Genomic DNA, 21,832 nt, shown 5'->3' with positions numbered 1-21,832 from the left:
GGGAAAACCCGCAAAGTTGCCATTTTGTCGCATGGGAATCCGCAAAGCACCACCAGGGATTCACCGAAGGGCCTATCAGTGCCAGACCATGGCGCATTCACGGCACATATCGGCTGCAATGACAGCGCAAGATCCGGCGCGCCGTCGTCCGTACGCGAAGTTAGAGTAAGGGCATCCAGACAGGCACTTCGAGGAGCCCTCAAATGAGCGCCGTCCCTACCATGAAACCCGTGATGAAACCCGCCAAACCCAGCCAAACGCCAGACAGCGAGTGGGCGAACGACGCCGACCGCTGGCAAGCCGTCACGTCGCGCGACGCCCGCGCCGACGGTGCATTCTTCTACGCCGTGCGCACCACCGGTGTGTTCTGCCGCCCGTCGTGCGCGTCGCGGCTGCCGCGGCGCGAGAACATCGAATTCTTCGCCAATGGCGACGACGCGCGCGCCGCCGGCTATCGCGAATGCAAGCGCTGCCGCCCGGGTGGCTTGCCGCGCGAACTGGAAATCGTGCGCCGCGCGCGCGCGACGCTGGACGCCGACCCGCAAGAGCGGCTCACGCTCGCCCAACTGGGCGAAGCCGTGCACCTAAGCCCATTTCATCTGCAGCGCCTCTTCAAGCGCGCGCTGGGTGTGTCGCCGCGCCAATATCAGGCGGCGCGGCGCGGGGCCGTGCTGCGCGACGCGCTCGGCGAGGGCGCCGACGTCACGCGCGCCAGCGCCGACGCCGGCTTCGGCTCGTCGTCGCGGCTCTATCACAGCGTGCCGGGCGAGCTGGGCATGACGCCTTCCGCCTATCGCCGCAAGGGCGCGGGACTGACGATCTACTACGGCGCCACGCCCACGCCGATCGGCTTCGTGCTGATCGCGGCAACGAAAAAAGGCATTTGCCGGATCGCGTTCGGCGACGATGCCGCGACGCTCACCGCCGCACTCACGGCCGATTTCGCTAACGCGCAGTGCTTCGAGGACAAGGCCGCGGTCGCGCCGTTCGCCGCGCAGATCGACGCGTATCTGCACGGCCGGCGCGAGCGTTTCGATCTGCCGCTCGACATTGCCGCCACCGCGTTCCAGCAGCGCGTCTGGGACGCGCTCCAGCGCATTCCCTACGGCGAGACGCGCAGCTATTCGCAGATCGCCGAAACGCTCGGCGCGCCGCGCGTGGTGCGGGCCGTGGCGAGTGCGTGCGCGTCGAATCCGGTGGCATTGGCGATTCCGTGCCATCGCGTCGTGCAGAAGGGCGGCTCGCTCGCGGGTTATCGCTGGGGGCTCGAGCGCAAGGCGGCGCTGCTCGACGGCGAAGCGCGCGCATCACAGGCTGCGCAAGACGGCGCAAAAAGTCCAAAAAGCACCCGTTCGACCTCAAAAAGCGCCAACACGCCGGAGACCGCCTCTTGAGCGCCATCGCCTCGCAATCCGAACCACAAACCGGGGCGCCGACGCACAGCGCCACACTCGAACTGCCGTTTCGCGCGCCCTACGACTGGCCACGCGTGTTGCGCTTTTTCAGCGGCCGCGCGACGCCGGGCGTCGAGGCGGTGGAGGACGGCGCGTGGCTGCGCGCGATCGATTTCAACGGCGCGAGCGGCACGCTCGCCGTGCGCCGGCACGCGCGCAAGCATTGCCTCGTCGTGCAGATCGATGGACCCGTGAGCGCGCACGCGGCAGCGCTCGCCGCACCGCTCTCGCGCATGTTCGATCTGCACGCCGATCCCGCCGCCGTCGCCGGGCATCTGCGCAGCGACCCGTGGCTCGCGCCGCTCGTCGCGGCCGTGCCGGGGCTGCGCGTGCCCGGCGCGTGGTCGGGCTTCGAACTCGTGGTGCGCGCGATCGTGGGCCAGCAGGTCAGCGTGAAAGCGGCAACGACGATCGTCGGGCGCCTCGTCGAACGCGTGGGCAAGCGCATCGACGACCATGCGCACGCGCGCACCGCGTGGCGCTTTCCGACGCCCGCGGCGCTCGCCGCCGCCGATCTCGCGGGTATCGGCATGCCCGGCAAGCGCGTCGCCGCGCTGCAGGGCTTCGCGCAGGCCGTGGCGAGCGGCGCGGTGATCATCGAACGCGACTACGCGCAGGAAGATCAAGGCAAGGAGCGCGGCAAGCGTCAAAGCAGACAATTTGACGCTATCGCACCAGAGCCCCCCGATCTCGATGCCATGCGCGCCGCGCTGCTCGCGTTGCCCGGCATCGGACCGTGGACCGTGGAATACGTGGCGATGCGCGCATGGCGCGACGCGAACGCGTGGCCCGCGACCGATCTCGTGCTCATGCAGGCCATCGCGGCGCGCGACCCTTCGCTCGCGCGCGCGACCCAGCAGCGCACCCGCACCGATACCTGGAGCCCCTGGCGCGCGTACGCGGCCATGCATTTGTGGAACGAAATCGCCGATCGCGCGGGCGCGGCGCGCGGCGGCTAGGGCAAGGGAAGGCAGCGCGAGGAATGGGGTGCCGTCGCTGCGGGAGATACGCGTCCACAGGCCAAAACCCGTACGAGGCAGGCCCAAGCATGTCTTTCGGCGAGATGTTAAAGTGCCCGCTACCGAAAAGAATCCCGGCCGGCGAATGTCAGCAGCGCTGAGCGCAGCACTGCGCCGCCGGCCCGAGCCCGACTTGCCTCAATGTCAGACACGACCTCTACACGCACGAACGACGTTCTCGCGCAGCGCCTTTCCGTGCTGGGCGACGGGCCACATCGCGGCACGCTCACGCGCGGTCTGCGCGGCATCGAGAAGGAGAGCCTGCGCGTGACGCGCGACGGCCGTCTCGCCATGACGCCTCACGCGGCGGCGCTCGGCTCGGCGCTCACGCATCCGTCGCTGACCACCGACTATTCGGAAGCGCTGATCGAGATCATCACGCCTGCCGAGCCCGATGCATCGATCACGCTCGCGAAGCTCGACGAGCTGCATCGCTACGTCTACGCGGTACTCGCGCGTGATGGCGAGATGCTCTGGAACGAATCGATGCCGGGTCTCCTGCCCGACACCGACGACGGCATTCCCATCGCGCGCTACGGCAGCTCGAACATCGGCCGCCTCAAGTACGTGTACCGCATGGGCCTCGCGCTGCGCTACGGCCGCACGATGCAGTGCATCGCCGGCATCCACTACAACTATTCGCTGAGCGACGAAGTGTGGCGCGTGCTGCACGCGCATCATCAGTCCACGGCCTCGCTCACCGACTATCAGTCGGAGCGCTACCTCGCGCTGATCCGCAATTTCCGCCGTACGAACTGGCTGCTCATGTACCTGTTCGGCGCTTCGCCCGCGCTCGACGCGCGCTTCCTGCGAGGCCGCGAGCACAAGCTCGAAACGTTCGACGCCGACACGCTCTATCTGCCATACGCGACGAGCCTGCGCATGAGCGATCTCGGCTACTCGAACACGACGGGCCAGTCCGCCTTGCGCGCCGACTACGACACGCTGGCAGGCTATCTCGACGCGCTCGCGCAGGCCGTGAGCCAGCCGTATCCGCCGTACGAGGCGATCGGCACGCATCGCGACGGCGAGTGGGTGCAGATCAACACAAACGTGCTGCAGATCGAAAACGAGTTCTATTCCACGATCCGTCCGAAGCGCGTGACGCATCCGGGCGAGCGGCCTCTGCATGCGCTCGCCGCGCGCGGCGTCCAGTACGTCGAGGTGCGCTGCATGGACATCGACCCGTTCGAGCCGATCGGCATCTCGCTCGAAACCGCACGGTTTCTCGACGCCTACCTGCTCGCGTGCGCGCTCGATGAAAGCCCGTTCCTGCCTGCCGACGCCTATGCCGAATCGAACGACAACTTTGGCCTGGTGACGAAAGAAGGGCGCCGCCCGGGTCTCTCGCTCAAGCGCGACGGCGAGGACGTGCCGATGCACGAGTGGGCCGAAGCGCTATTCGGGAAGATCGGCCAGGCGGCTGCCGCGCTCGACGCGGCGCACGGCAGCGACGAGCATGCACGCTCGCTCGCGGCGCAACGCGCGAAGCTGGCCGACCCGTCGCTCACGCCGTCGGCGCGCGTGCTGCAGACCATGCGCGATAGCAAGCAGTCCTTCCTGCAATTCGCACGCGCACAAAGCGAGCGCCACGCGGCGCACTTCCTCGCGCGTCCGCTCGATGCCGCGGCCACGGCCGGGTTCGAAACGCTTGCGCGCGAATCGCTCGCGGAGCAGGCCCAGCTCGAGCGCGACGAAGTCGGCTCGTTCGACGCATTCGTCGCCGCGTATCGCGCTTATACGCTCAACCGCTTCAGCGTCTGAGCCGCGCATCCGTCCCATCGAAGTTCGTCCCGGGCACCGCATTTGCTCGCAACGCCAGCGTGCAGATGCGGTCCAACCAGGGTAGGCGCCGCCGCGTTACCGAACCGCGCGGACAACGCGCGCCGGACGAACGAATCTGAAAACACCAAAAATGCACGGGCCGCGCGCCATGCGGCTCACTCTGGGAGGAACCCACGCGATGAAACGAATGCTTGCGATCCTGCTGTGCGCGACGGCTGCGGCCTGCGCGTCGCGCGGGCAGGTCAATCCCGACGTCATGCAGATCGCGACCGCGCCGCTCACCTGTTCGAGCAAGGCGGAATGCGATCTCTGGTGGCAACGCGCCCAGGACTGGGTGCGCAGTCATTCGAAGTACGAAGTGCAGACCGTGACCGACACGCTGATCCAGACGTCTGGCCCGGGCGGCGGCCGGCGCCTGCTCGCCTATGAAATCACGAAGTCGGGCAACCCGGACGGCACGGCCACGATCGGCTTCGCCGCGCATTGCGACAGTTCGCTCGGCTGCAAGCCCAACCCATGGTCGGCAGGCGCGGCGTTCAAGCAGTACGTGCGAACCGGCGTCGATGCGCCGATTCCCGGCGACACGACCACGGGCGCAGGCGGCGACACGGCCGGCGTGAGCGGCGCAGCCGTGGCGGAGCCGGCTTCGAGCGCGCATTGATCGCCGATGCCCGGCTTTGGGCATTGTCTGATTGAGGGAGGGGTTGAGGAGCCCGTATCCGGGCGGGCACAGCCGCGGCCACACCGACCCGGTCGGCCCGAAGGCGTATACGCGGCTCGCCCGGGCGGCCTTCGCGGGAGCGTCAATGACCCATCGCCGCTCCCGCGCCTTTCCTCGGCTTCGTCACCCATACCAGCAGGGCAAGCACGACAAACATCGCGCAGGAAATGCGGAAAAAGTCGTTGGTGGCCATCATGTAGCCTTGCGTCGTGACGACGTCGTTGAGCTGGGCGGTCAGGCTTTGACCCGCGAATCCGAGATTCGCGAGCGCGTCCTTGTAGGCGACGGTGTTCGGCGAGTACTGGGTCACCGATTCCGACAGCACGGCATGGTGATAGATCGCGGCGTCTTCCCAGAACGTCGTGCTCACCGCCGTGCCGATCGCGCCCGAGAGCGTACGCAGAAAGTTCGAGAGGCCCGCGGCGCTCGCGAGCCGCTCGTCAGGAATGCTCGAGAGCGTGATGGTCGTCATCGGCACGAAGAAGCAGGCCACGCCGATGCCCTGGACGAGACGCGGCAGGATCACATGGTCGAACGGCACGTCGAGTGTGAACGTCGAGTTCCAGAGTGAGACGAGCGCGAACACGATAAAGGCGAAGCTCGCGACCATGCGCAGATCGAGCCGGTGCATGTTGCGCCCGATGAGCGGCGAGAGCACGAGCGCGAGCAGGCCCACCGGCGCGGTGGCGAGGCCCGCGAGACCCGCCGTATAACCCATGACGGTCTGCAGCCAGAGCGGGAAGATCACCACCGAACCGAAGAAGGCCATGAAGCCGAACGAGATGATCATCGCGCCGAGCGCGAAGTTGCGGTCGCGAAAGAGCGAGAGATCGACCACGGGATCCTTTTCCGTCGCCTCCCACGCGAGCATGAACGCGAGCGCGACCACCGCGATGACGGCGAGCGTGACGATGAACGTCGAGTTGAACCAGTCGCGGTCCTTGCCGAGGTCGAGCATCATCTGCAGGCACGACACGCCGATCACGAGGAGCGCGAGGCCCACGGCGTCGATGCGCTGCTTCGTCGTCTTCGTCTCGCGGCCGCGCAGCAGCAGGTACGCGCAGATGCCCGAGAAGAGGCCGATCGGCACGTTGATATAGAAGATCCACGGCCACGTGTAGTTGTCGGTGATCCAGCCGCCCATCACCGGTCCGAAGATGGGCGCGACAATCACGGTCATCGCCCAGAGCCCGAGCGCGAGGCCGCGTTTGGCGGGCGGGTAGGAGCGCATGAGGATGGTCTGCGAGAGCGGGACCATCGGCCCGGAAACGAGCCCTTGCACGAGACGGAATGCGATGAGCGTCTCGAAGTTCGTGGCGAAGCCGCATGCGGCCGAGGCCAGCGTGAACAGCAGCACGGAGAGCGTGAAGAGGCGCACTTCGCCCACGCGGCGCGCGAGCCACCCGGTGAGCGGCACCGCAATCGCCGAGGCAACCGAATACGACGAGATGACCCACGTGCCTTCGCTGTTGGCGACACCGAGGTTCCCCGAGATGGTCGGCACCGCCACGTTGGCGATCGAGGTGTCCAGCACCTCCATGAAGGTCCCGAGCGCGAGCCCGACTGTGAGGAGTGCGAGCGTGCCGCCGGAAAACGGTGCGGGTTCGGCCTGCGCGGGCACCGCGGGAGAAGCTGCCATGGTCCGTATCCTTGTTGGGTAGGCTGTTGCTGCTGCACTCAAAGAGCGGCGCACAGCGGCTTGTCATTTCATGTCTGTGCATTTTCTGCCCAGACAGTGACTCGATCGAACTACGCCGCGTGTTGCGCTGCGGCGCAGCGTGCGGCGTGGCTAGTCGCCGTCTTCCTGCACCGGCGCTTCTGCGCCCTTACCGGCGCCTTCCATCGATCCGCACAGCGGCGTGGTCGAGCCGTCGTTGGCAATGAAGCGCTGCAGCAAATGAACCAGCGTGGCGACTTCCTCGGGCGAGAAGCCGCGCAACTGCCCGGACATCTCCGCGGCGATCAGATCGGGTAATTGCTGCGCCGCCGTGCGGCCCTGATCCGTCAGCGCGAGTTCCACGACCCGGCGGTCCTCCTGGCTGCGCTGCCGCTCGAGAAAGCCCTTTTTCTCCAGCCGGTCGAGCATGCGCGTCATGGAGCCGGTGTCGTACGAGAGCGCGCGCGACATCTCGTTCGGCGTGCTGGCGCGCTCGAACCACAATAAAAGGATCACACCGATTTGCGACGATGTGAGTCCAAGCGGCGCGACCGCACGGTCGATGCGTCCGGCCAGCACGTTGCGCGCCGTCGAAAGGAAATAGCCGAGACTTGGCTCGACGCCCAGCCCGGCCGGAACAAAAGGACCGTCGCTCATGGCAGTTCGCTTTGCAGCATCTCAAAAAAACGACCGGATTATAACGGGTTATTTCGCTGCTCAGGCAGATAAATTGGATAGCCGATCGCGACCGCCTCTGTCGCCGCAATCGGCGTGTAAAAACAACAGTTGCGTTGATGCGCCGCAAAGTATGTTGTTATTTGATTGCATAGTCAATATTATGACAGGCAACCAGTTCCATTCTTCTCCATCCACCCGTTTCCGCACCATGCTTTTCCTGATCAACGCGCTTGGCGGCCTTGGCCGCTCGGTCACCGACACCGCCCGCCTTGCTTTCGCGAAGGCCGGTGAGCCGTCGCGCTGGCGCAAGCTCGCGTTGTATGCGGCCATGTTCGCGCTGCCGGGCGGCTCGATCGCGGTGGTGGCCGTGGTGTGGGCGCAGCGTCGGCGCGCGCAGCCCGAACCCGCAGCGGCAAGCGCTGTCGTGCCGGCCGCATCCGCGACCGCAGCGGCAGCCACAACGGCAGCGGATGCGCCCGCATGCGGTGGCGGCCAGCCCGCCTGCCGCGCACCGAAGCGCCGTCGTAACGACGCGTAACCTGCGCGCCTCAGGCTGTAACACCCGCCAACCCTTCCAACGCGTAAGCTTTCGGATTCCGTGCGATGACTAGCGCGTGCGCTACCATTGCCGCAACGCGACAACCCCGTGTGCACGGCCGCCTGAGCGTGTGCCGGTTGCATCGACAGGAATCCTTGCATGCCTTGCCGTTTCGTCCGCTCCGGCGCGACCGCTGGATCCGCCGGATCCGTGGCGCGCCGCGCGCCCCAGCCGCTTTCCACCCTGGCGCTCTGCGCGGCCGCCGCGCTCACCTTCCAGTTGACCGGCTGCGCCGTCGGCCCCGACTATCACCGGCCCAGCGCCGCCGTGCCCGCTTCGTTCAAGGAAGCGCCCGAAGGCTGGAAGGTTGCGCAACCCGCCGATACCGCCGACCGCGGCGCCTGGTGGCTGATCTACGACGACGCGCAGCTCAATGCGCTCATGGATCAGCTCAACACGAGCAACCAGACGGTTGCGCAATCTGCCGCCGCCTACCGTCAGGCGCGCGCGCTCGTGGGCGAGGCGCGGGCGGCCTACTTCCCTGTGATCAGCGGTTCGTTCGCGGGCACGCGCTCGTACACGCCGACGCGCGTGGCCAACTCGAGCGGCGGATTGTCGAGCGGCAGCATCAACAACAACGTGAACCTGGGGCTCGATGCCACCTGGGAACCCGATCTCTGGGGCAAAGTGAGCCGTACGGTCAGTTCGCAGGAGGCGAGCCAGCAGGGTGCCGCCGCCGATCTTGCGAACGCGCGTCTATCGGCCCAGGCCACGCTCGCCCAGACTTACTTCACGCTGCGCTCGCTCGACGCGCAGCAGAAGCTGCTCGACGACACGGTCGTGGCGTACCAGAAGTCGCTGCAACTCACGCAGAATCAGTACGCCCAAGGCGTGGCGGGCCGCGCCGACGTGATCCAGGCGCAAACCCAGCTGCAGTCCGCCCAGGCTGCCGCGATCGACAACGGGGTGGCGCGCGCCCAGGACGAGCATGCGATCGCCGTGCTGGTCGGCCAGCCCGCCTCCGCGTTCTCGATCCCGCCGTCGCCGCTCGCCGCCACGCCGCCCACGGTGCCGCTCGCCATGCCTTCGGCGCTGCTCGAACGCCGGCCCGACATCGCCTCGGCCGAGCGCAAGGCGGCGTCCGCCAACGAGCAGATCGGCGTCGCCATCGCGGCGTACTTCCCCACGCTCACGCTTTCCGCGAGCGGCGGCTTCGAAAACTCGGTGATGTCGCAGCTGTTGCAGCTGCCCTCGCGCTTCTGGACGCTCGGGCCGTCGCTTGCCGGCACGATCTTCGACGCCGGGCTGCGCCACGCGCAGACCGAGGCCGCGCGCGCCGCCTACGACCAGCAGGTGGCCGCGTACCGGCAAACGGTGCTGGCCGCGTTCCAGGACGTGGAAGACAACCTCGCTTCGCAGCGCATCCTCGGGCAAGAGGTCGTCGTGCAGCAGCAGGCGGTGGAGTCGGCGCAGCATGCGCTCGCGATCGTAACGAACGAGTACAAGGCGGGCACGACCGATTTCCAGAACGTGCTTTCCGCGCAGGCCACGGCCTTTACCGCGCAGCAGAAGCTCGTGAGCATCGGCGGGCAGCGCATGGTGTCGTCGGTGGGGCTCGTGAAGGCGCTGGGCGGCGGCTGGGATGCCTCGCAGATGGATCGCGAGACCGGCAGCGTCGCTGCGCCGGCAGTGGCTTCGGCGGCTTCGGCCCCGGCGGCAGCGACTACGACTGCGACGACGGCCGCCCAGCCGCAGTAATGCGCATGCGCCCGCGCAGGCGGGCGGCATGCTCCGACCACGAACCTCGGTGCGTGTACGTCAGCGCATGAACGTCAGCGCGACGGTTCCGGGCCCAACCGGCCGGCCCAGCAGATTCAGGAGGCCCGCCAGGTTGTCGCGCTGATCCGGCGCCGCGCTCGCGGTGCCCTGGAACGATGCCGACGCCCGCGAGAACGTGCCGCGCCCCTCGAGCATCAGCGGTCCTTTCTGCGTCGAGAGATCGAGCGTCGACGTCGCTCCTTGCGCCTGCAGCACCACCTGATACGTGCCGAGCGGCTTCACGAGCGAAACGCGCGAGCTCATGTCGGCGAGCGAGACGGTCAGTCGTCCGAACGCATCCGTGCCGAACACGCGCCACGGGCTCCACGCGAGCCGCACCTTGCCATCCAGATCGAGCGTGTTGAAGGGCGCGCCGAGACCCGCGAGCAGCGACGCCGGCACGGCGATCGTGCCCGCGCTCACGTTCGCGCCGCGCAACGACGCCTCCACCGTGACGGCGTCGGGCATCGCCTCGGTCTGCAGCATTTGCATGCGCACGCGCGCGACGAAAAGCGGCCAGAACGCCGTGCGCCAGACGATGCGCCCAGGCAGCAAGGTCGCGCCGCGTGCGTCCTCGCCCGCGGCAAGCACCAGCGTAGCGGAGCCGTGCCAGAGCGAACCTTCCGCGTCGATCAGATTCACGTGCCCCTGAGTCGCGCGCGCGAACTGCGGCGCGATCCAGGCCGCGGGCAGGCGGGCGAGCAGCACGACAGCGCTCGACAGCACGCCCACGATCAGCCAGGGCAACGCGGCACGCAGGCGCCGCATCCAGTAACTCATTGCTTATTTCTCCGGCGATTCCCAGTGCGCGCTTTTTCTTCTTAATGCGTATTCGCCGGTTGCAGCGAGGCCGTCAAGTCGACCTGACCATCGGCCTTCAGCGCCGTGATGTGCGCCTCGACCACCTGCACCTTGAACTGTTTGCGTACGTCGTCGAGCCACGCGGCCCACGCCGGAAACGACACGTTCTTCATCTGTACCTGCACCGTCGTGCCGATCAGCTGGATCTGCGCACCCGTGAGCGAATGATCGGCGAGCGAAGCGGTGACCGCCTCCTTGAGCGCCTGGCCGCCCGGCGCCACGCTCGCCGCAGCGCCGGCCAGCGAGCGCGCCTCGTCGGCCTCGGCCGTCATCTGCGCGAGTTCGCGCTGCATGCCGGGCAGGCTCTCGCGCAGGCGCGCACGGCCGTCGGCGGCAGGCTGCCACAGCACCGACCAGCCGATCGCCAGCGCAAGCGCCGCGCCGCCCCACGTGAGCAGCGTCTTCTCGCGCGTCGTGCGCGCCTCCCAGAAGTTCGTCCAGGCCTCGGCCCACGCGCCGCCCATAGCCGTTGTCTTCACGATGCGCTCCTGATGGTCCATTTGCCCGTGCTGGCATCCACCGTGCCCGCCAGGCCGTTGCCCGCGAGGCGTTTCGCGAGATCGGCGTCGACGTTGACGCCTGGCTTGAAGGTCACGTCCAGACGCCGGTCGTGATAGTCGAGGGCCGCGATGCCGTTCGCGGGCACCGGGCCGAGCGAGCGCGCGAGACCGTCGGAGAGCGCGAGGAAGTCGTCGGGCGAGGGCTCGCCCGCGGCCAGGCGCAACTGCTGCAACTGGCGCGCCATCTGTCCGGCGGGATCGAGCACGACGGTCGTCTTCGGGAACGCGTTGAGGAGCAGCTCGGTCATCTGCGCGCTGATCGCGTCGCGCTGGCGCGCCATCATCAGCCACTGGATATTCGCGCCGACGACCGCCACGACGAGCGACGCCGCCACGAGCACGATCGGCACGCGCAGACGGCGCAGCGTCGCGCGGTCGAGCCGCCACGGCTGCGAAGCGAACTCGAACTGGCAGAGGTCGAAGCGGCAGGCGAGCGCACGGCGCGCAAGCGCCTCGAACGTGAGCGCCTGCGCGCCCGGCAACGCTGCGGCGAGCGAGACGCGCGCAGCGGCGCTCACAGGCTCGCCCGGCAGATTGGCGAGGACATAGGCAGAAACGGGCGCACCGCCGGCGAGCGCCGTGACGGTGGCGGCGATGCTCGCGGCAGGCACCGCGAAGCCCTCGGCGAGCGCGCCGCGCACGATCGCGAGTTCGAGCGCCGCCTGCGCCGTGGCGGCCGCAGGCTCGGGTGCGACGCCGGGCAACAGCATGGGCGCGGTCGCGACGACATGGCCGAGCACGCACGCGGTCACGGGTTCGGCCGCAGGCTCGGTCGCAGGCGTCTCGGCAGCCGCGGCGTCGGGCGCTGCGCCCGGCCCGGCAGGTTCGGTCACCTGAACCTCCTGAACCGCTTCCACCGCCTGCGCCGCCGGCAGGCAGCGCGCCACCGGCACGGCCCGCAGATTGCGGTGACCCGCGGCGGTGAAGCCTTCCAGCAGAAAGCGGAACCAGCCGCGATCGATGGCCGCCACCACCTGGCGGCCATCGGCCAGGCGCTTGGGATCGAGCGCCAGATGACAGGTCTGCGCGTCCTGGATCAGATGATCCTCGACCACGTTCGGCAGTGCCTGACGCAGCCGCGGCCCCTTGAGCGGCGGCACGGCGGCGGCGAGCGTGAGCAGGTCGCGCGCGGCGATCATCAGGACGGTGGCCGAGGCCTTCGGCAAGAGCCCGAGCGCCGAACGGCCCGCGCGCTGCGTGTTGCCCGCCTTGTCGAGCAGCACGAACGGCAGCTCCGGCAGCTGCCATTCCTGCGAGTGGACCGCCGGGTCGCGGGGCGGCATGAGAACGATCAGCGTGCTCAAACGCACCTCTTTTCGATGTTGGTCGGGGACGGATTCATGGTTCGTCGCGAACGCGCACGATGCGCGTCGTATGAGTGAGCGGGTCGCGCCAGACGAGCGTCGTGCGGTCCACCTCGGCGCGCTCGTGCTGCACGCGCCCATGGACAAGAAAATAACTCGTGTTGACGTCGATCTGCGAAGTGTCGATCGAAGCCTGCTTCACGCCCACGCCTTCGAGCGCGAGCTGCACGTCGCTCACATTGCGGAAGAACACGCTCTGGCGCCGCGCGACGAGGGCCTGTGCATTCGACAGGCTCATGCCCGTCACGACGGAGGCGATCACCTCGGCGCTCGCCGTGTTCATGTTCACGGGCGTGACGGTCGGCAGGATCGTCACGAACGGGCGCAGCCGCGCGACGGCGTCGGGCGTGAAGCCGGGCACGTCGAGCAGCGAATCGACGCTCGTCATCAGGAGCGGCGCGACGCTGCTGTTGCTGTCGGCGTCCGCGAGGCCGGGGTTGTCGGTGTCGTTGCCGCCGCCAGTCGTTGCGCCGCCTGCGAGCACCTCGGTTTGCGAGGCGCCGCTCGGCGTGGCGGCTTGCGTCTGGAAGCGCGTTGCCGAGTAAGCGAGCCCCGAGCGCAGATACACCGCGGTGTTCTTCGCGAGTTGCTGGTCGATGCCGAGAATCTGCAACAGGCGCGCGAATGCCTCGATCTCCGTGAGGTTCAGCTGCAGCGAGCCCGGCGCGCTGGCCGCCACGAGATCGCGCAGATTGAAGCGCGCCTGGGCGTCTTCGATCGAACCCGAGAGCCACGTGTCCGCGCCCTGTTGCGCGTGCGCCTCGCCGATCTGGCCGAGAAAGTCGGACAGCCGCGTTCTCGCGAGCGGCACGCCCCACGCGCCGCCGAGATACGTGATGCCCGCCGACGTATCCGCTTCGGAGCGCAGCACGAGGCGCGTCCAGTCGAGCGAGGCGCGCGCGATCCATTGCGCCTGCGCGAGCAGCCGCTGGTTCTCGATGCGGCGCAACTGCACCTGCTGGCGCCACAACATGCCCGAGACGAGAATCGCCGCAAGCGCCACGACGAGCAGCGCGCTGATGATGGCCGCGCCGCGCCGTGCGCGCCTGGAGCGGCACGATCGCCGGGGAACAGTTCGTTGTGTGCGCAACGTCATTCCCCCACCATGAACACGCGGGTCACCGGCCGCTCGAGCGAATGCGAACCCACGCTCACCTGCACGCCCGTCACCGCGCGCGGCAGCGGCGCGTTGCCGAGCTGCGGCACTTTGAGATCGTCGTTGTTGCCGCTCACCTGCGAGCGCACATCCTGCATGCTCGCGGTCCAGCCCGTCTTCGGCACAAACAGGCGTGCGTTGATGACGTCCACGCCGCTCATCATCGGCAACGCGCCCCAGTTGTCGCCTTCGCCGCCGCGCAGCGCGCGCCGCAATTCGCCGAGATTGGCGAGCGGTGGCGACGCATAGCGCACCACCTGGCCGCCCGACACGCGGTAACGCACCACTTGCAGGCGCGGCGCCGCACCCGGCGGCACCGCGAACGCGCGCACGATCTGCAGCGCGCCGCCGTCGAGCGAGATGGCGATGCCGCCCGCTTCGTCGTCGGAGGTCGCTGCGCGCAAGTCGATGCGCATCTGGTCGAACATCTGCGCGAACACGCGTTCCTCTGCCATCGAGCGCGTGATGGTTTCGCGTCCGCGCACGATCTCGTCGAGGCCGCGCCACGAGAGGATCGCCACCACGGCCATGATGGCGATCGCCACGAGCAGCTCGATCAGCGTGAAGCCGCGCGCTGACGCGGCGACGCGCGCGCGGTCACAACGAGCGATTCGTCTCATTGGCGAGTACCGTGACGAGTTGCGCGAGATTGCCGGAACGCCCGGGCGTCGTCACCGACACCTCCACGCGTCGAAAAACGGGGTTGGGCGTCGTCGCGACCTGCTGCGTGCAGGTCAGCCGCAGATTGCCCTGCGAGCAGTCGAAGCGGCTCTCGCCAAGGTCCGGCCACGCGTGCGCGAGACGCAGTTGCGCAAGCGTGTTGTCCGCGCTCCAGCCCGCGAGCAGGCGGTCGTGCAGATCGGCTTCGCTTGCGGCGAGGCTGCCCACGGCGCGCAGCGACGCGGCCAGCGCAATCGCGATGATTGCGAGCGCAACCAATACCTCGATCATCGTGAAGCCGCGCTCACGCAGCGGGCGAGCCGGACGAAACAGGCGAGCGCCGTGACCGCGCTTTCCCCTACTCATCGAGAGCCGCATCTCAGCGCACCTCGAAGCGGCCAGTGCCGGTGCCGACGATCGTCGCGCGCCCGGCTGCCGAGAAGAGCGTGACCTGCACCGGCACATCCACGGCTTCCGTGCCGAAAATGAGCCGGTTAGCCTGCGTGTCGTCGCTGCCGGGGTAGGTGATCGCCACGCCGGTCACGCCGCCTTCCCACTGGCGCGGTCCGAGCAGATCGTCGCGCAGCGGACGCCAGCCGTCCTCGGTATGGACGTCGAAGCGGAACCCGCCCGCGAGCGGCTGCCATGCAATGGGCCGGGCACGCACCTGCGCCTCGTCGCCCGCCGACTCGAACAAAAGCGCGAGCCGCTGCGCTTCTTCGTTCAGGTCGGTGCGCGGATTGCGCGTGAGCGTGAGCGAAGCGAGCGAGATGAGAATCCCCGCGATCAGCAGCACCACGAGCATTTCGAGCAGCGTGAAGCCCGCCGCGCGCGAACGCATGCCCGCGCGCGAGGCGCGCGCGGTGCGTGGCGATCGGCGGCCCCCGCAAGGGGCAAGGCGGCTCGGTTGCATGGATGCGGCGTGGCGGATGGCTTACTGCCAGGATCCGACGTCGGCGTCGTTGCCTTCGCCACCCGGTTTGCCGTCGGCGCCATAGCTGAATACGTCGATCTCGCCGTGCACGCCCGGGTTCAGGTACTGGTACGCATTACCCCACGGATCGTTGGGCAGACGCTCCAGATAGCCGCCGTCCTTCCAGTTGTTCGGCACGGGGTCGGTGGTCGGCTTTTGCACGAGCGCCTGCAGCCCCTGGTCCTGGGTCGGATAGCGGCCATTGTCGAGGCGATAGAGCTTCATCGCCTGCATGATCGTGCCGATGTCCTGGCGCGCGGCAACGCGGCGCGCTTCATCGGGACGGCTCATGATCTTCGGCACGATCAACGCGGCCAGAATGCCGAGAATCGCGATCACGACCATGATTTCGATGAGCGTGAAGCCGCGTTGACGGCGCGCGCGCGTGACTTCCATTTCGGCACGGCGCCTGGTCCACAATTTGGCCCGCATGGACATGAGTTCTTTCCTCCCTCGCTAGATAGGGTTGCGGTGCACCCCTGTGCACCGCGCTTCGTCCCGCCTGCAGTCGACCCCGCCGCCTTGGGCAGGCCGGGTCCGCACGCATGACGGGTCATTGTAATGTCACACGATGACGCCTTTCCGACGCCTTGCGGGCATGGCAAACGCGTACATCAAAAATTTCATAAACCTTCGTACAATGAGCGCATGAACCCACTGCAAATCCGTCTACTTTCCCTCGCCGCATCTGCGGTGTTCTGTGCCACGGCCACGTGGTGGGCGATCACCCTGGCCACGAACCACGCAGCGCCGGTGCAGGCCGCCGCCGCCCGCGCGCCCGTATCGCTCGACCAGGCCGGCACGCTGTTCGGCGGCAAGCTAGAGCGCAACCCCGTGCAGGATATCCACCTGTTCGGCATCCTCGCGCTCTCGCAGGGCGCAGCGGCCATCGTCAGCGTGGGCGGTGAGCCGCCGCGGGCCATCTCGCTCGGCGGCCCGATCGACCAGAACTCGAAACTCTTCGAAGTGCGCCCCCGCTCGATCGTCATCGACCGCCACGGCGTGCACTCCGAAATCTTCCTGCCGCCCAACGCAGCCGGCCCCACCATCTACGTGCGCTGAGTTCCGCGCGTCCGGCTTCCTGCGGCCTCGTGCCGTTCGTACGCCTTACTGCACGAGGTTGTTCAGCTCGATGATCGGCAGCATCACCGCGAGCACGATCACGAGCACGACGCCCCCCATCGCCAGGATCAGGAGCGGTTCGAGCAGGCTCGTGAGGAACATCGTGCGCCGCTCGAGTTCGCGCGCCTCGCCTTCGGCCGCGCGGTCGAGCATGGTCGTCACGTCGCCGGTCGCCTCGCCCGAGCGGATCAGGTGCACGAGCACGGGCGGAAACGTCTTCGTGTTGCCCAGCGCGCGAGACAGCGACGTGCCTTCGCGCACACGCACGATGGCTTCGTCGATGTTCGTGCGCATCGCCTTGTTCGAGAGCGTTTCGCTCGCCGCCTGCAGCGCGCGCAGGATCGGCACGCCCGCCGCGGAGAGAATGCCGAGCGTGCTCGCGAAGCGCACGGTGTTGTAGCCGCGCACGAGCTTGCCCGCGAGCGGCGCGGTGAGCATCCAGCGGTCGAATGCGAGACGCGGGCCGGGCCGGCGCAAGATCGAGCGCACGATCCACGCCGCCACGGCCACGGCGATCAGCACCGCCCACCACCATTGCCGCACGAAGCCCGAGAGCGCCATCATCACGATGGTAAGCAAGGGCAGCTGCTGCTTCGTGCTCGCAAACACGTTCACCACTTGCGGCACCACGTAGCTGAGCAGGAACGTGACGATGCCGAACGCGATGATCGTGACGATGGTCGGATACGTGAAGGCGAGCACGATCTTCTGCTTGAGCGCGTTGCGCTGCTCGATGTAGTCGGCGAGGCGCGACAGCACGATGCCGAGCTTGCCGGTGTGCTCGCCCGCCGCCACGAGCGCGCGGTAGATGTCGGGGAAGTCACGCGGATGCTGCTCGAGCGCGCTGGCGAGCGAATGGCCGCCCAGCACCTCGGCGCGAATGGCCGCCATCAGCTCGCGAATGTAGTCGCGCTCGGACTGCTCGGTGAGCACCGCAAGCGCCTCGCCGAGCGGCAGGCCCGCCACCAGCAGGCTCGCGAGCTGGCGCGTGAGGATCGCCTGCTCGCGCTGCGAGAGCTTGCGCCCGAGCGCGAGCCGCTGCGCTCGCGCGCCGCGCGTGCGGCTCGCGGCGGGTTCGACCACGAGCGGCGTGAGGCCCTGGCCGCGCAGCAGCGCACGCGCACCGCGTGCGCTGTCCGCGTCGAGCACGCCTTTTTGCGCTTTGCCCGTGGCGTCGATGGCTTCGAAGCGAAATGCCGGCATGTTGCTGATCGCCCTCGCTTTTATTGAGCGTCCATCTGGGGGTTCATGTTGCGGCCCATCACGCGCCGCCCGTCACGCGCAGCACTTCCTCGAGCGACGTCCTGCCCGCTTCGACCCAGCGCTCGCCGTCTTCACGCAGCGTGCGCATGCCTTGCGCGCGGCCGGCCTCGAAGATTTCCGCATCGGCGGCGTTGCGGTGGATGAGCGCGCGAATCGGCTCGTCGATGAGCAGCAATTCGTACACGCCGCGCCGCCCCGCGTAGCCCGAATGTCCGCAGCGATCGCAGCCCACCGGATGCCAGCGCTTTCTGCCGTCGTCTTCCACGCGTTCTTCCTTGCACACGGGGCAAAGCTGGCGCACGAGGCGCTGCGCCAGCACGCCAAGCAGGGACGAGGCGAGCAGATACGGCTCGACGCCCATGTCAGTCAGACGCGTCACCGCCGAGGCGGCGTCGTTGGTATGGAGCGTGGCGAGCACGAGGTGGCCCGTGAGCGATGCCTGAACGGCGATCTGCGCAGTTTCGAGGTCGCGGATTTCGCCGATCATGATGATGTCCGGGTCCTGACGCAGGATCGAGCGCAACGCGCGCGCGAACGTCATGCCGATGCGCTCGTTCACCTGCGTTTGCCCGATGCCCGAGAGGTCGTACTCGATCGGGTCTTCCACAGTCATGATGTTGGTCGTGGCCGTCTCGAGCCGCGACATCGACGCGTAGAGCGTGGTCGTCTTGCCCGAGCCCGTCGGGCCGGTCACGAGCACGATGCCGTGCGGCTTGGCGATCAGCTGGTCGAACTTGCCGAGCGTGTCGCCGGCCATGCCGAGCGCTTCGAGGTTCAGGCGCTGCGCGTCCTTTTCCAGCAGACGCAGCACCGCGCGCTCGCCGTGGCCCGTGGGCAGCGTGGAAACGCGCACGTCCACCGGACGCCCGCCCACGCGCAGCGTGATGCGGCCGTCCTGCGGCAGGCGTTTCTCGGCGATGTCGAGCTGCGCCATGATCTTGATACGCGAGATCAGCGCGCCATGCAGCGCCTTTTTCGGGCGCACGACGTCGCGCAGCGTGCCGTCCACGCGAAAGCGTACGACCGAGGCGTTCTCGAACGGCTCGATATGAATGTCCGATGCCTGCTCGCGCGCGGCCTGCGTGAGGAGCGCGTTGATCATGCGGATGATCGGCGCGTCGTCTTCGGACTCCAGCAGGTCTTCCACTTCGGGAATGTCCTGCATGAGGCGCGAGAGATCGACTTCGCCTTCCACTTCGCCCACCACCTGCGCCGCGCTGCCGTCCTGGCGCGCGTAGGCCTGGTTGATGGCCTGCGCGAGTTCGTCGGCCGGCACGCGCACGAGCGCGAACGCGCCGAAGTTGCGCGCGACCTCGGCGATGGCGGCCTGCGAGGTGCGCTCGCTGATCCACACTTCGAGGCCTTCGGGGCGCTGCTGGGCAACGAGAATCTGGCCGCTGCGCGCAAAGCCGTACGGCACGAGGCGCGCGGCGAGCGGCGAGGGCGGCTCGCGGTCCGCACCGCCCGTGGCCGCAGGCGCGTGAGGCGTGCTCACGGCTGCACCCGTGTCGTGGCGGGCGCCGCCTGCTGCACCGGCGTGGTTTCCACGGGCGCTGTCTGCACGGGGGCGTTTTGCGTCGGTACAGCGGGCTGCACTTGCACGGCGCTCCCCGGATTGGCGGGAGCCGCGGGCTGCACGCCCACCGCCTGTTGACGCCGCATCTGGTCGAGATCGAACAGGTTCAGCGCAGATCCGCCCTGGCTCGGGCCGAGCGGCATCGGCGGCACGACCGGGTCGTCGCGATCCTTGATCAGGTTGTTGTCGGACTTGTACGCGCCCGTCACGCCCTGGATATAGTCGTAGCGATTCGACGTGACCGCTTGCGCCGTGTCACGGTCGTTGATGATCACCGGACGCAGGAACACCATCAGGTTGGTCTTCTCGCGCGTCTTGTTTTCCGAGCGGAACAACTGGCCGAGCCACGGAATGTCGCCGAGCAGCGGCACCTTGCTGTTGGAGACCTGGTAGTTGTCCTGCATCAGGCCGCCGAGCACTATGATCTCGCCGTTGTCGGCCAGCACGGTGGACTGGATCGAACGCTTGGTGAACTCGGGGCCGGCAGGATTGGTCGTCGCGTTGGTCGTGCCCGTCACGATCGCCGAGTCTTCCGTGTACAACTGCAGCTTCAGGATGCCGCCGTCGGTGATCTGCGGCTTGATGTGCAGCGTCAGGCCCACGTCCACACGGTCGAAGGTGTTGAACGCCGTGCTCGCCGTGCCGCTCGTGAGGTTCGAATACGAACCCGTCTGGATCGGCACGTTCGTACCGACGACGATCTTCGCTTCCTGGTTGTCGAGCGTAATGAGGTTAGGCGTGGACAGCACGTTGGCGTCGGCGGTTTGCGAGAGTGCCTGCAGCAAGGCGCCAAGCCCCTGCACGCCGAAGATGTTCTTGATCCAGCCTACGTTCAGGCCCTGCTGGAGGCTCTGAGTGCCGAGCGCGCTAGCAAGGCCGCCCGTCGCGGCATCTGCTGCCGCTTGCGCGGTCAGGTTGATGATGCTATTGCCGCTGCCGGTGGCGAGATTGGTGCCCGCGTACAGATTGCCGTTCGCGACCTGCCACTGAATGCCCAGGTTGGCGTTGGTGGTCGAGTTCAACTCGACGATCAGCGCCTCGATGTAGACCTGCGCGCGCCGCGCATCGAGCTGGTTGATCACGGCGCGCAGATTGCGGTACACCGCGTCCGGCGCCGTGATGATCAGCGAGTTGGTCGCCGGATCGGCCTGGATCATGCCGCCTGGCTGGTTCTCGTCGCCCTTGTCCTTGTCGCCGCCGAGGAACGGGGCTTCGTTGCTGCCGCTGCCGCCGCTGCCATATGAACTGCCCCCGCCGAGCGAACTGCCCAGCGACGTGCCGCCGCCGAGCGAACTCGAGGGCAGCGGCGGCGTGCCGGCGGTGCCGGTCGACGTGCTGCCGCCGCCGCTGTTGCCGGCCTGGTTGAAGCCGTTCGCGTTGCCCGACGACGACGTGTCGTTGCCGCCCTTGCCGAGCATGCCGCGCAGCGTCTTGGCGAGCTGCGTGGCGTCGGCATTGCGCAGCGGGACGACGTGAATGTTGCCCGGCATGCTGGTCGGCGCGTCGAGCTGCTTCGAAAGCTGGACCGCGGAGGCAAGGCGTTGCGCGTTCGAGGCGCGCAGCATCAGCGAGTTGGTGCGCGGGTCGGCGACGACCGAAACCTTCAGCGACGGGTCCGAGGCGCCGATCGCGCCCGGGTCGAGCATCTTCGCGATTTGCGGCGCGATGTCGAGCGCATTGGCGTTGTGCAGCGGCACCACCTGCACCTGCTGGCCGGCGGCCGAGTCCACGCCCGCGATGATCGAGGCGATGCGGCGCACGTTGTCCGCATAGTCGGTCACGATGAGCGTGTTGTTGGCCGGGTAGGCGGCAATCGTGTTGTTCGGCGAGATGAGCGGGCGCAACACCGGCAGCAGGTTGTTCGCCGACTCGTGCCTGAGCGTGAACACCTGGGTTACCACCTGGTCGCCACGCGCGGTAGGCGTATTGCCCACGTAGGTAGGCACGCCCTGCAGCTTGGCGTCGGCTTCCGGCACGACCTTCAGGACGCCGTGATCCTGCACGAGCGCGAAGCCTTGCATGCGCAGCGCCGACTGCAGGGTCTTGAGCGCCTGGTCTTCAGGTACGGGGTTCTCGGAGACGAGATTGAGCTGCCCCTTCACGCGGGGATCGACGATGATCGTTTTGCCGGTGGCGGCGCCAATTGCCTTCGCCACCTGGTCGATGTCGGCGTTGACGAAATTGAGCGTGACCTGCGCATAGGCAAGCTGTGCCGTAATGAGTCCGCTCACGAGCAGCGCCGTGGCGACGCGACGCAAAGCCATACGATTTCTTCTCATGGGTGTCTTATCGAAGCCAGCGGCAGACGCGCGCGGCTATTCGTCCTCGACGTACGGCTGTGGGGCCGACTCGCCTGTGTTTTCCTGACTGGTGCCGGCGCCGGCTCTCCTCAGCCCGGACGTCCGTTAGTCAACAAAAGATGGAACAGTAGCAGTTTTTCGTGTCGAATTTGTCACAAAAAATGGGGCTCCGGGGAATTCTTCCAATCCCCGAGCCGCGCCAGCCGCCCGTCCCAAGCCATTTGTAAGCATGAGGGCGTCTTGTCCGTGCGGCTGGCTTGACGCGTCATCGGTGACCGGTATCATACGAGCGGCCCGCAGGATGGCCAACGCACTTTCGGCCCTTCT

The 21,832-nt window shown here is 67.8% G+C and carries 20 protein-coding genes; 7 read left to right on the top strand and 13 right to left on the bottom strand.

All coding sequences use genetic code 11. The annotated features are described in order from the left end of the window. Positions 1-233: 233 nt before the first annotated feature. From ada to C7411_RS02775, 4 genes are all read left to right on the top strand, one after another. Positions 234-1,394 (top strand): bifunctional DNA-binding transcriptional regulator/O6-methylguanine-DNA methyltransferase Ada, encoded by a 1,161-nt coding sequence (ada, locus tag C7411_RS02790; RefSeq protein ID WP_110383226.1) that lies wholly within the window; start codon positions 234-236, stop codon positions 1,392-1,394. A 5-nt stretch (positions 1,395-1,399) separates the two neighbouring features. After that, positions 1,400-2,413: a DNA-3-methyladenine glycosylase family protein gene (locus C7411_RS02785; protein WP_110383315.1), complete on the top strand. Its 1,014-nt coding sequence runs from the start codon at positions 1,400-1,402 to the stop codon at positions 2,411-2,413. A gap of 201 nt (positions 2,414-2,614) precedes the next feature. Further along, positions 2,615-4,237 carry a glutamate--cysteine ligase gene (gene gshA, locus C7411_RS02780; RefSeq protein WP_110383227.1) on the top strand — a complete coding sequence of 541 codons (1,623 nt, stop codon included), beginning with the start codon at positions 2,615-2,617 and terminating at the stop codon, positions 4,235-4,237. Positions 4,238-4,436: 199 nt separating this feature from the next. Continuing rightward, positions 4,437-4,919: a hypothetical protein gene (locus tag C7411_RS02775; RefSeq protein ID WP_110383228.1), complete on the top strand. Its 483-nt coding sequence runs from the start codon at positions 4,437-4,439 to the stop codon at positions 4,917-4,919. A 142-nt stretch (positions 4,920-5,061) separates the two neighbouring features. Here C7411_RS02775 and C7411_RS02770 read toward each other — a convergent pair whose 3' ends face one another. Both C7411_RS02770 and C7411_RS02765 read right to left on the bottom strand, forming a co-directional pair. Then, positions 5,062-6,618, bottom strand: coding sequence for a DHA2 family efflux MFS transporter permease subunit (locus tag C7411_RS02770; RefSeq protein ID WP_110383229.1), 1,557 nt, complete (start codon positions 6,616-6,618; stop codon positions 5,062-5,064). Between the two features lie 150 nt (positions 6,619-6,768). Beyond that, entirely contained in the window at positions 6,769-7,293 is a 525-nt protein-coding gene (locus C7411_RS02765) for a MarR family winged helix-turn-helix transcriptional regulator (protein WP_110383230.1), read from the bottom strand. Here C7411_RS02765 and C7411_RS36910 point away from each other — a divergent pair. Together C7411_RS36910 and C7411_RS02755 are read left to right on the top strand one after the other, a co-directional pair. Further along, positions 7,292-7,852 carry a hypothetical protein gene (locus C7411_RS36910; RefSeq protein WP_133253611.1) on the top strand — a complete coding sequence of 187 codons (561 nt, stop codon included), beginning with the start codon at positions 7,292-7,294 and terminating at the stop codon, positions 7,850-7,852. The genes C7411_RS02765 and C7411_RS36910 overlap by 2 nt on opposite strands. Positions 7,853-8,011: 159 nt before the next feature. Beyond that, a complete protein-coding gene (locus C7411_RS02755; protein WP_110383232.1) occupies positions 8,012-9,610 on the top strand; it encodes an efflux transporter outer membrane subunit in 1,599 nt (532 codons plus the stop codon). Between the two features lie 60 nt (positions 9,611-9,670). On the opposite strand, the gene C7411_RS02750 is transcribed toward C7411_RS02755, so the two are convergent. The 8 genes from C7411_RS02750 to gspG are packed head-to-tail and all read right to left on the bottom strand — an operon-like array spanning position 9,671 to position 15,676. Next, positions 9,671-10,450, bottom strand: coding sequence for a type II secretion system protein N (locus C7411_RS02750; protein WP_110383233.1), 780 nt, complete (start codon positions 10,448-10,450; stop codon positions 9,671-9,673). Positions 10,451-10,491: 41 nt separating this feature from the next. Beyond that, the gene (locus tag C7411_RS02745; RefSeq protein WP_110383234.1) at positions 10,492-11,031 is read right to left on the bottom strand and encodes a type II secretion system protein M; all 540 of its coding nucleotides are present in this window, start codon (positions 11,029-11,031) and stop codon (positions 10,492-10,494) included. After that, a complete protein-coding gene (gspL, locus tag C7411_RS02740; protein WP_110383316.1) occupies positions 11,007-12,395 on the bottom strand; it encodes a type II secretion system protein GspL in 1,389 nt (462 codons plus the stop codon). The genes C7411_RS02745 and gspL overlap by 25 nt, the downstream gene beginning before the upstream one ends. A gap of 34 nt (positions 12,396-12,429) precedes the next feature. After that, positions 12,430-13,551 (bottom strand): type II secretion system minor pseudopilin GspK, encoded by a 1,122-nt coding sequence (gspK, locus tag C7411_RS02735; RefSeq protein WP_110383235.1) that lies wholly within the window; start codon positions 13,549-13,551, stop codon positions 12,430-12,432. Further along, complete coding sequence (locus C7411_RS02730; RefSeq protein ID WP_110383236.1) at positions 13,548-14,231, bottom strand: PulJ/GspJ family protein; 684 nt, start codon at positions 14,229-14,231, stop codon at positions 13,548-13,550. The genes gspK and C7411_RS02730 overlap by 4 nt, the downstream gene beginning before the upstream one ends. After that, entirely contained in the window at positions 14,209-14,637 is a 429-nt protein-coding gene (gene gspI, locus C7411_RS02725; protein WP_181431305.1) for a type II secretion system minor pseudopilin GspI, read from the bottom strand. Before gspI ends, C7411_RS02730 begins: the two co-directional genes overlap by 23 nt. A 13-nt stretch (positions 14,638-14,650) precedes the next feature. Further along, positions 14,651-15,184, bottom strand: a complete 534-nt coding sequence (locus C7411_RS02720; RefSeq protein WP_110383238.1) for a GspH/FimT family pseudopilin — start codon at positions 15,182-15,184, stop codon at positions 14,651-14,653. A gap of 21 nt (positions 15,185-15,205) precedes the next feature. After that, positions 15,206-15,676 carry a type II secretion system major pseudopilin GspG gene (gene gspG, locus C7411_RS02715; protein ID WP_373682565.1) on the bottom strand — a complete coding sequence of 157 codons (471 nt, stop codon included), beginning with the start codon at positions 15,674-15,676 and terminating at the stop codon, positions 15,206-15,208. Between the two features lie 216 nt (positions 15,677-15,892). Between gspG and C7411_RS02710 the strand changes: the two genes are divergently transcribed. Next, positions 15,893-16,306 (top strand): general secretion pathway protein GspC, encoded by a 414-nt coding sequence (locus tag C7411_RS02710; RefSeq protein ID WP_110383240.1) that lies wholly within the window; start codon positions 15,893-15,895, stop codon positions 16,304-16,306. A 45-nt stretch (positions 16,307-16,351) separates the two neighbouring features. Here the strand turns inward: C7411_RS02710 and gspF are convergent, their stop codons facing one another. Genes gspF through gspD form a run of 3 tightly spaced genes read right to left on the bottom strand, consistent with a single transcriptional unit; the run spans position 16,352 to position 21,469 of the window. Further along, entirely contained in the window at positions 16,352-17,569 is a 1,218-nt protein-coding gene (gene gspF / locus C7411_RS02705) for a type II secretion system inner membrane protein GspF (RefSeq protein WP_110383241.1), read from the bottom strand. A 58-nt stretch (positions 17,570-17,627) separates the two neighbouring features. Beyond that, the gene (gene gspE, locus C7411_RS02700) at positions 17,628-19,124 is read right to left on the bottom strand and encodes a type II secretion system ATPase GspE (protein ID WP_110383242.1); all 1,497 of its coding nucleotides are present in this window, start codon (positions 19,122-19,124) and stop codon (positions 17,628-17,630) included. Continuing rightward, positions 19,121-21,469, bottom strand: coding sequence for a type II secretion system secretin GspD (gspD, locus tag C7411_RS02695; protein WP_110383243.1), 2,349 nt, complete (start codon positions 21,467-21,469; stop codon positions 19,121-19,123). The genes gspE and gspD overlap by 4 nt, the downstream gene beginning before the upstream one ends. Positions 21,470-21,832: the final 363 nt, after the last annotated feature.

Source organism: Paraburkholderia silvatlantica (genome assembly GCF_003096715.1).
Classification (GTDB): Bacteria; Pseudomonadota; Gammaproteobacteria; order Burkholderiales; family Burkholderiaceae; genus Paraburkholderia; species Paraburkholderia silvatlantica.
Note: the sequence above shows the minus strand (reverse complement) of the source record. Positions and strands in the feature narration are given on the sequence as shown.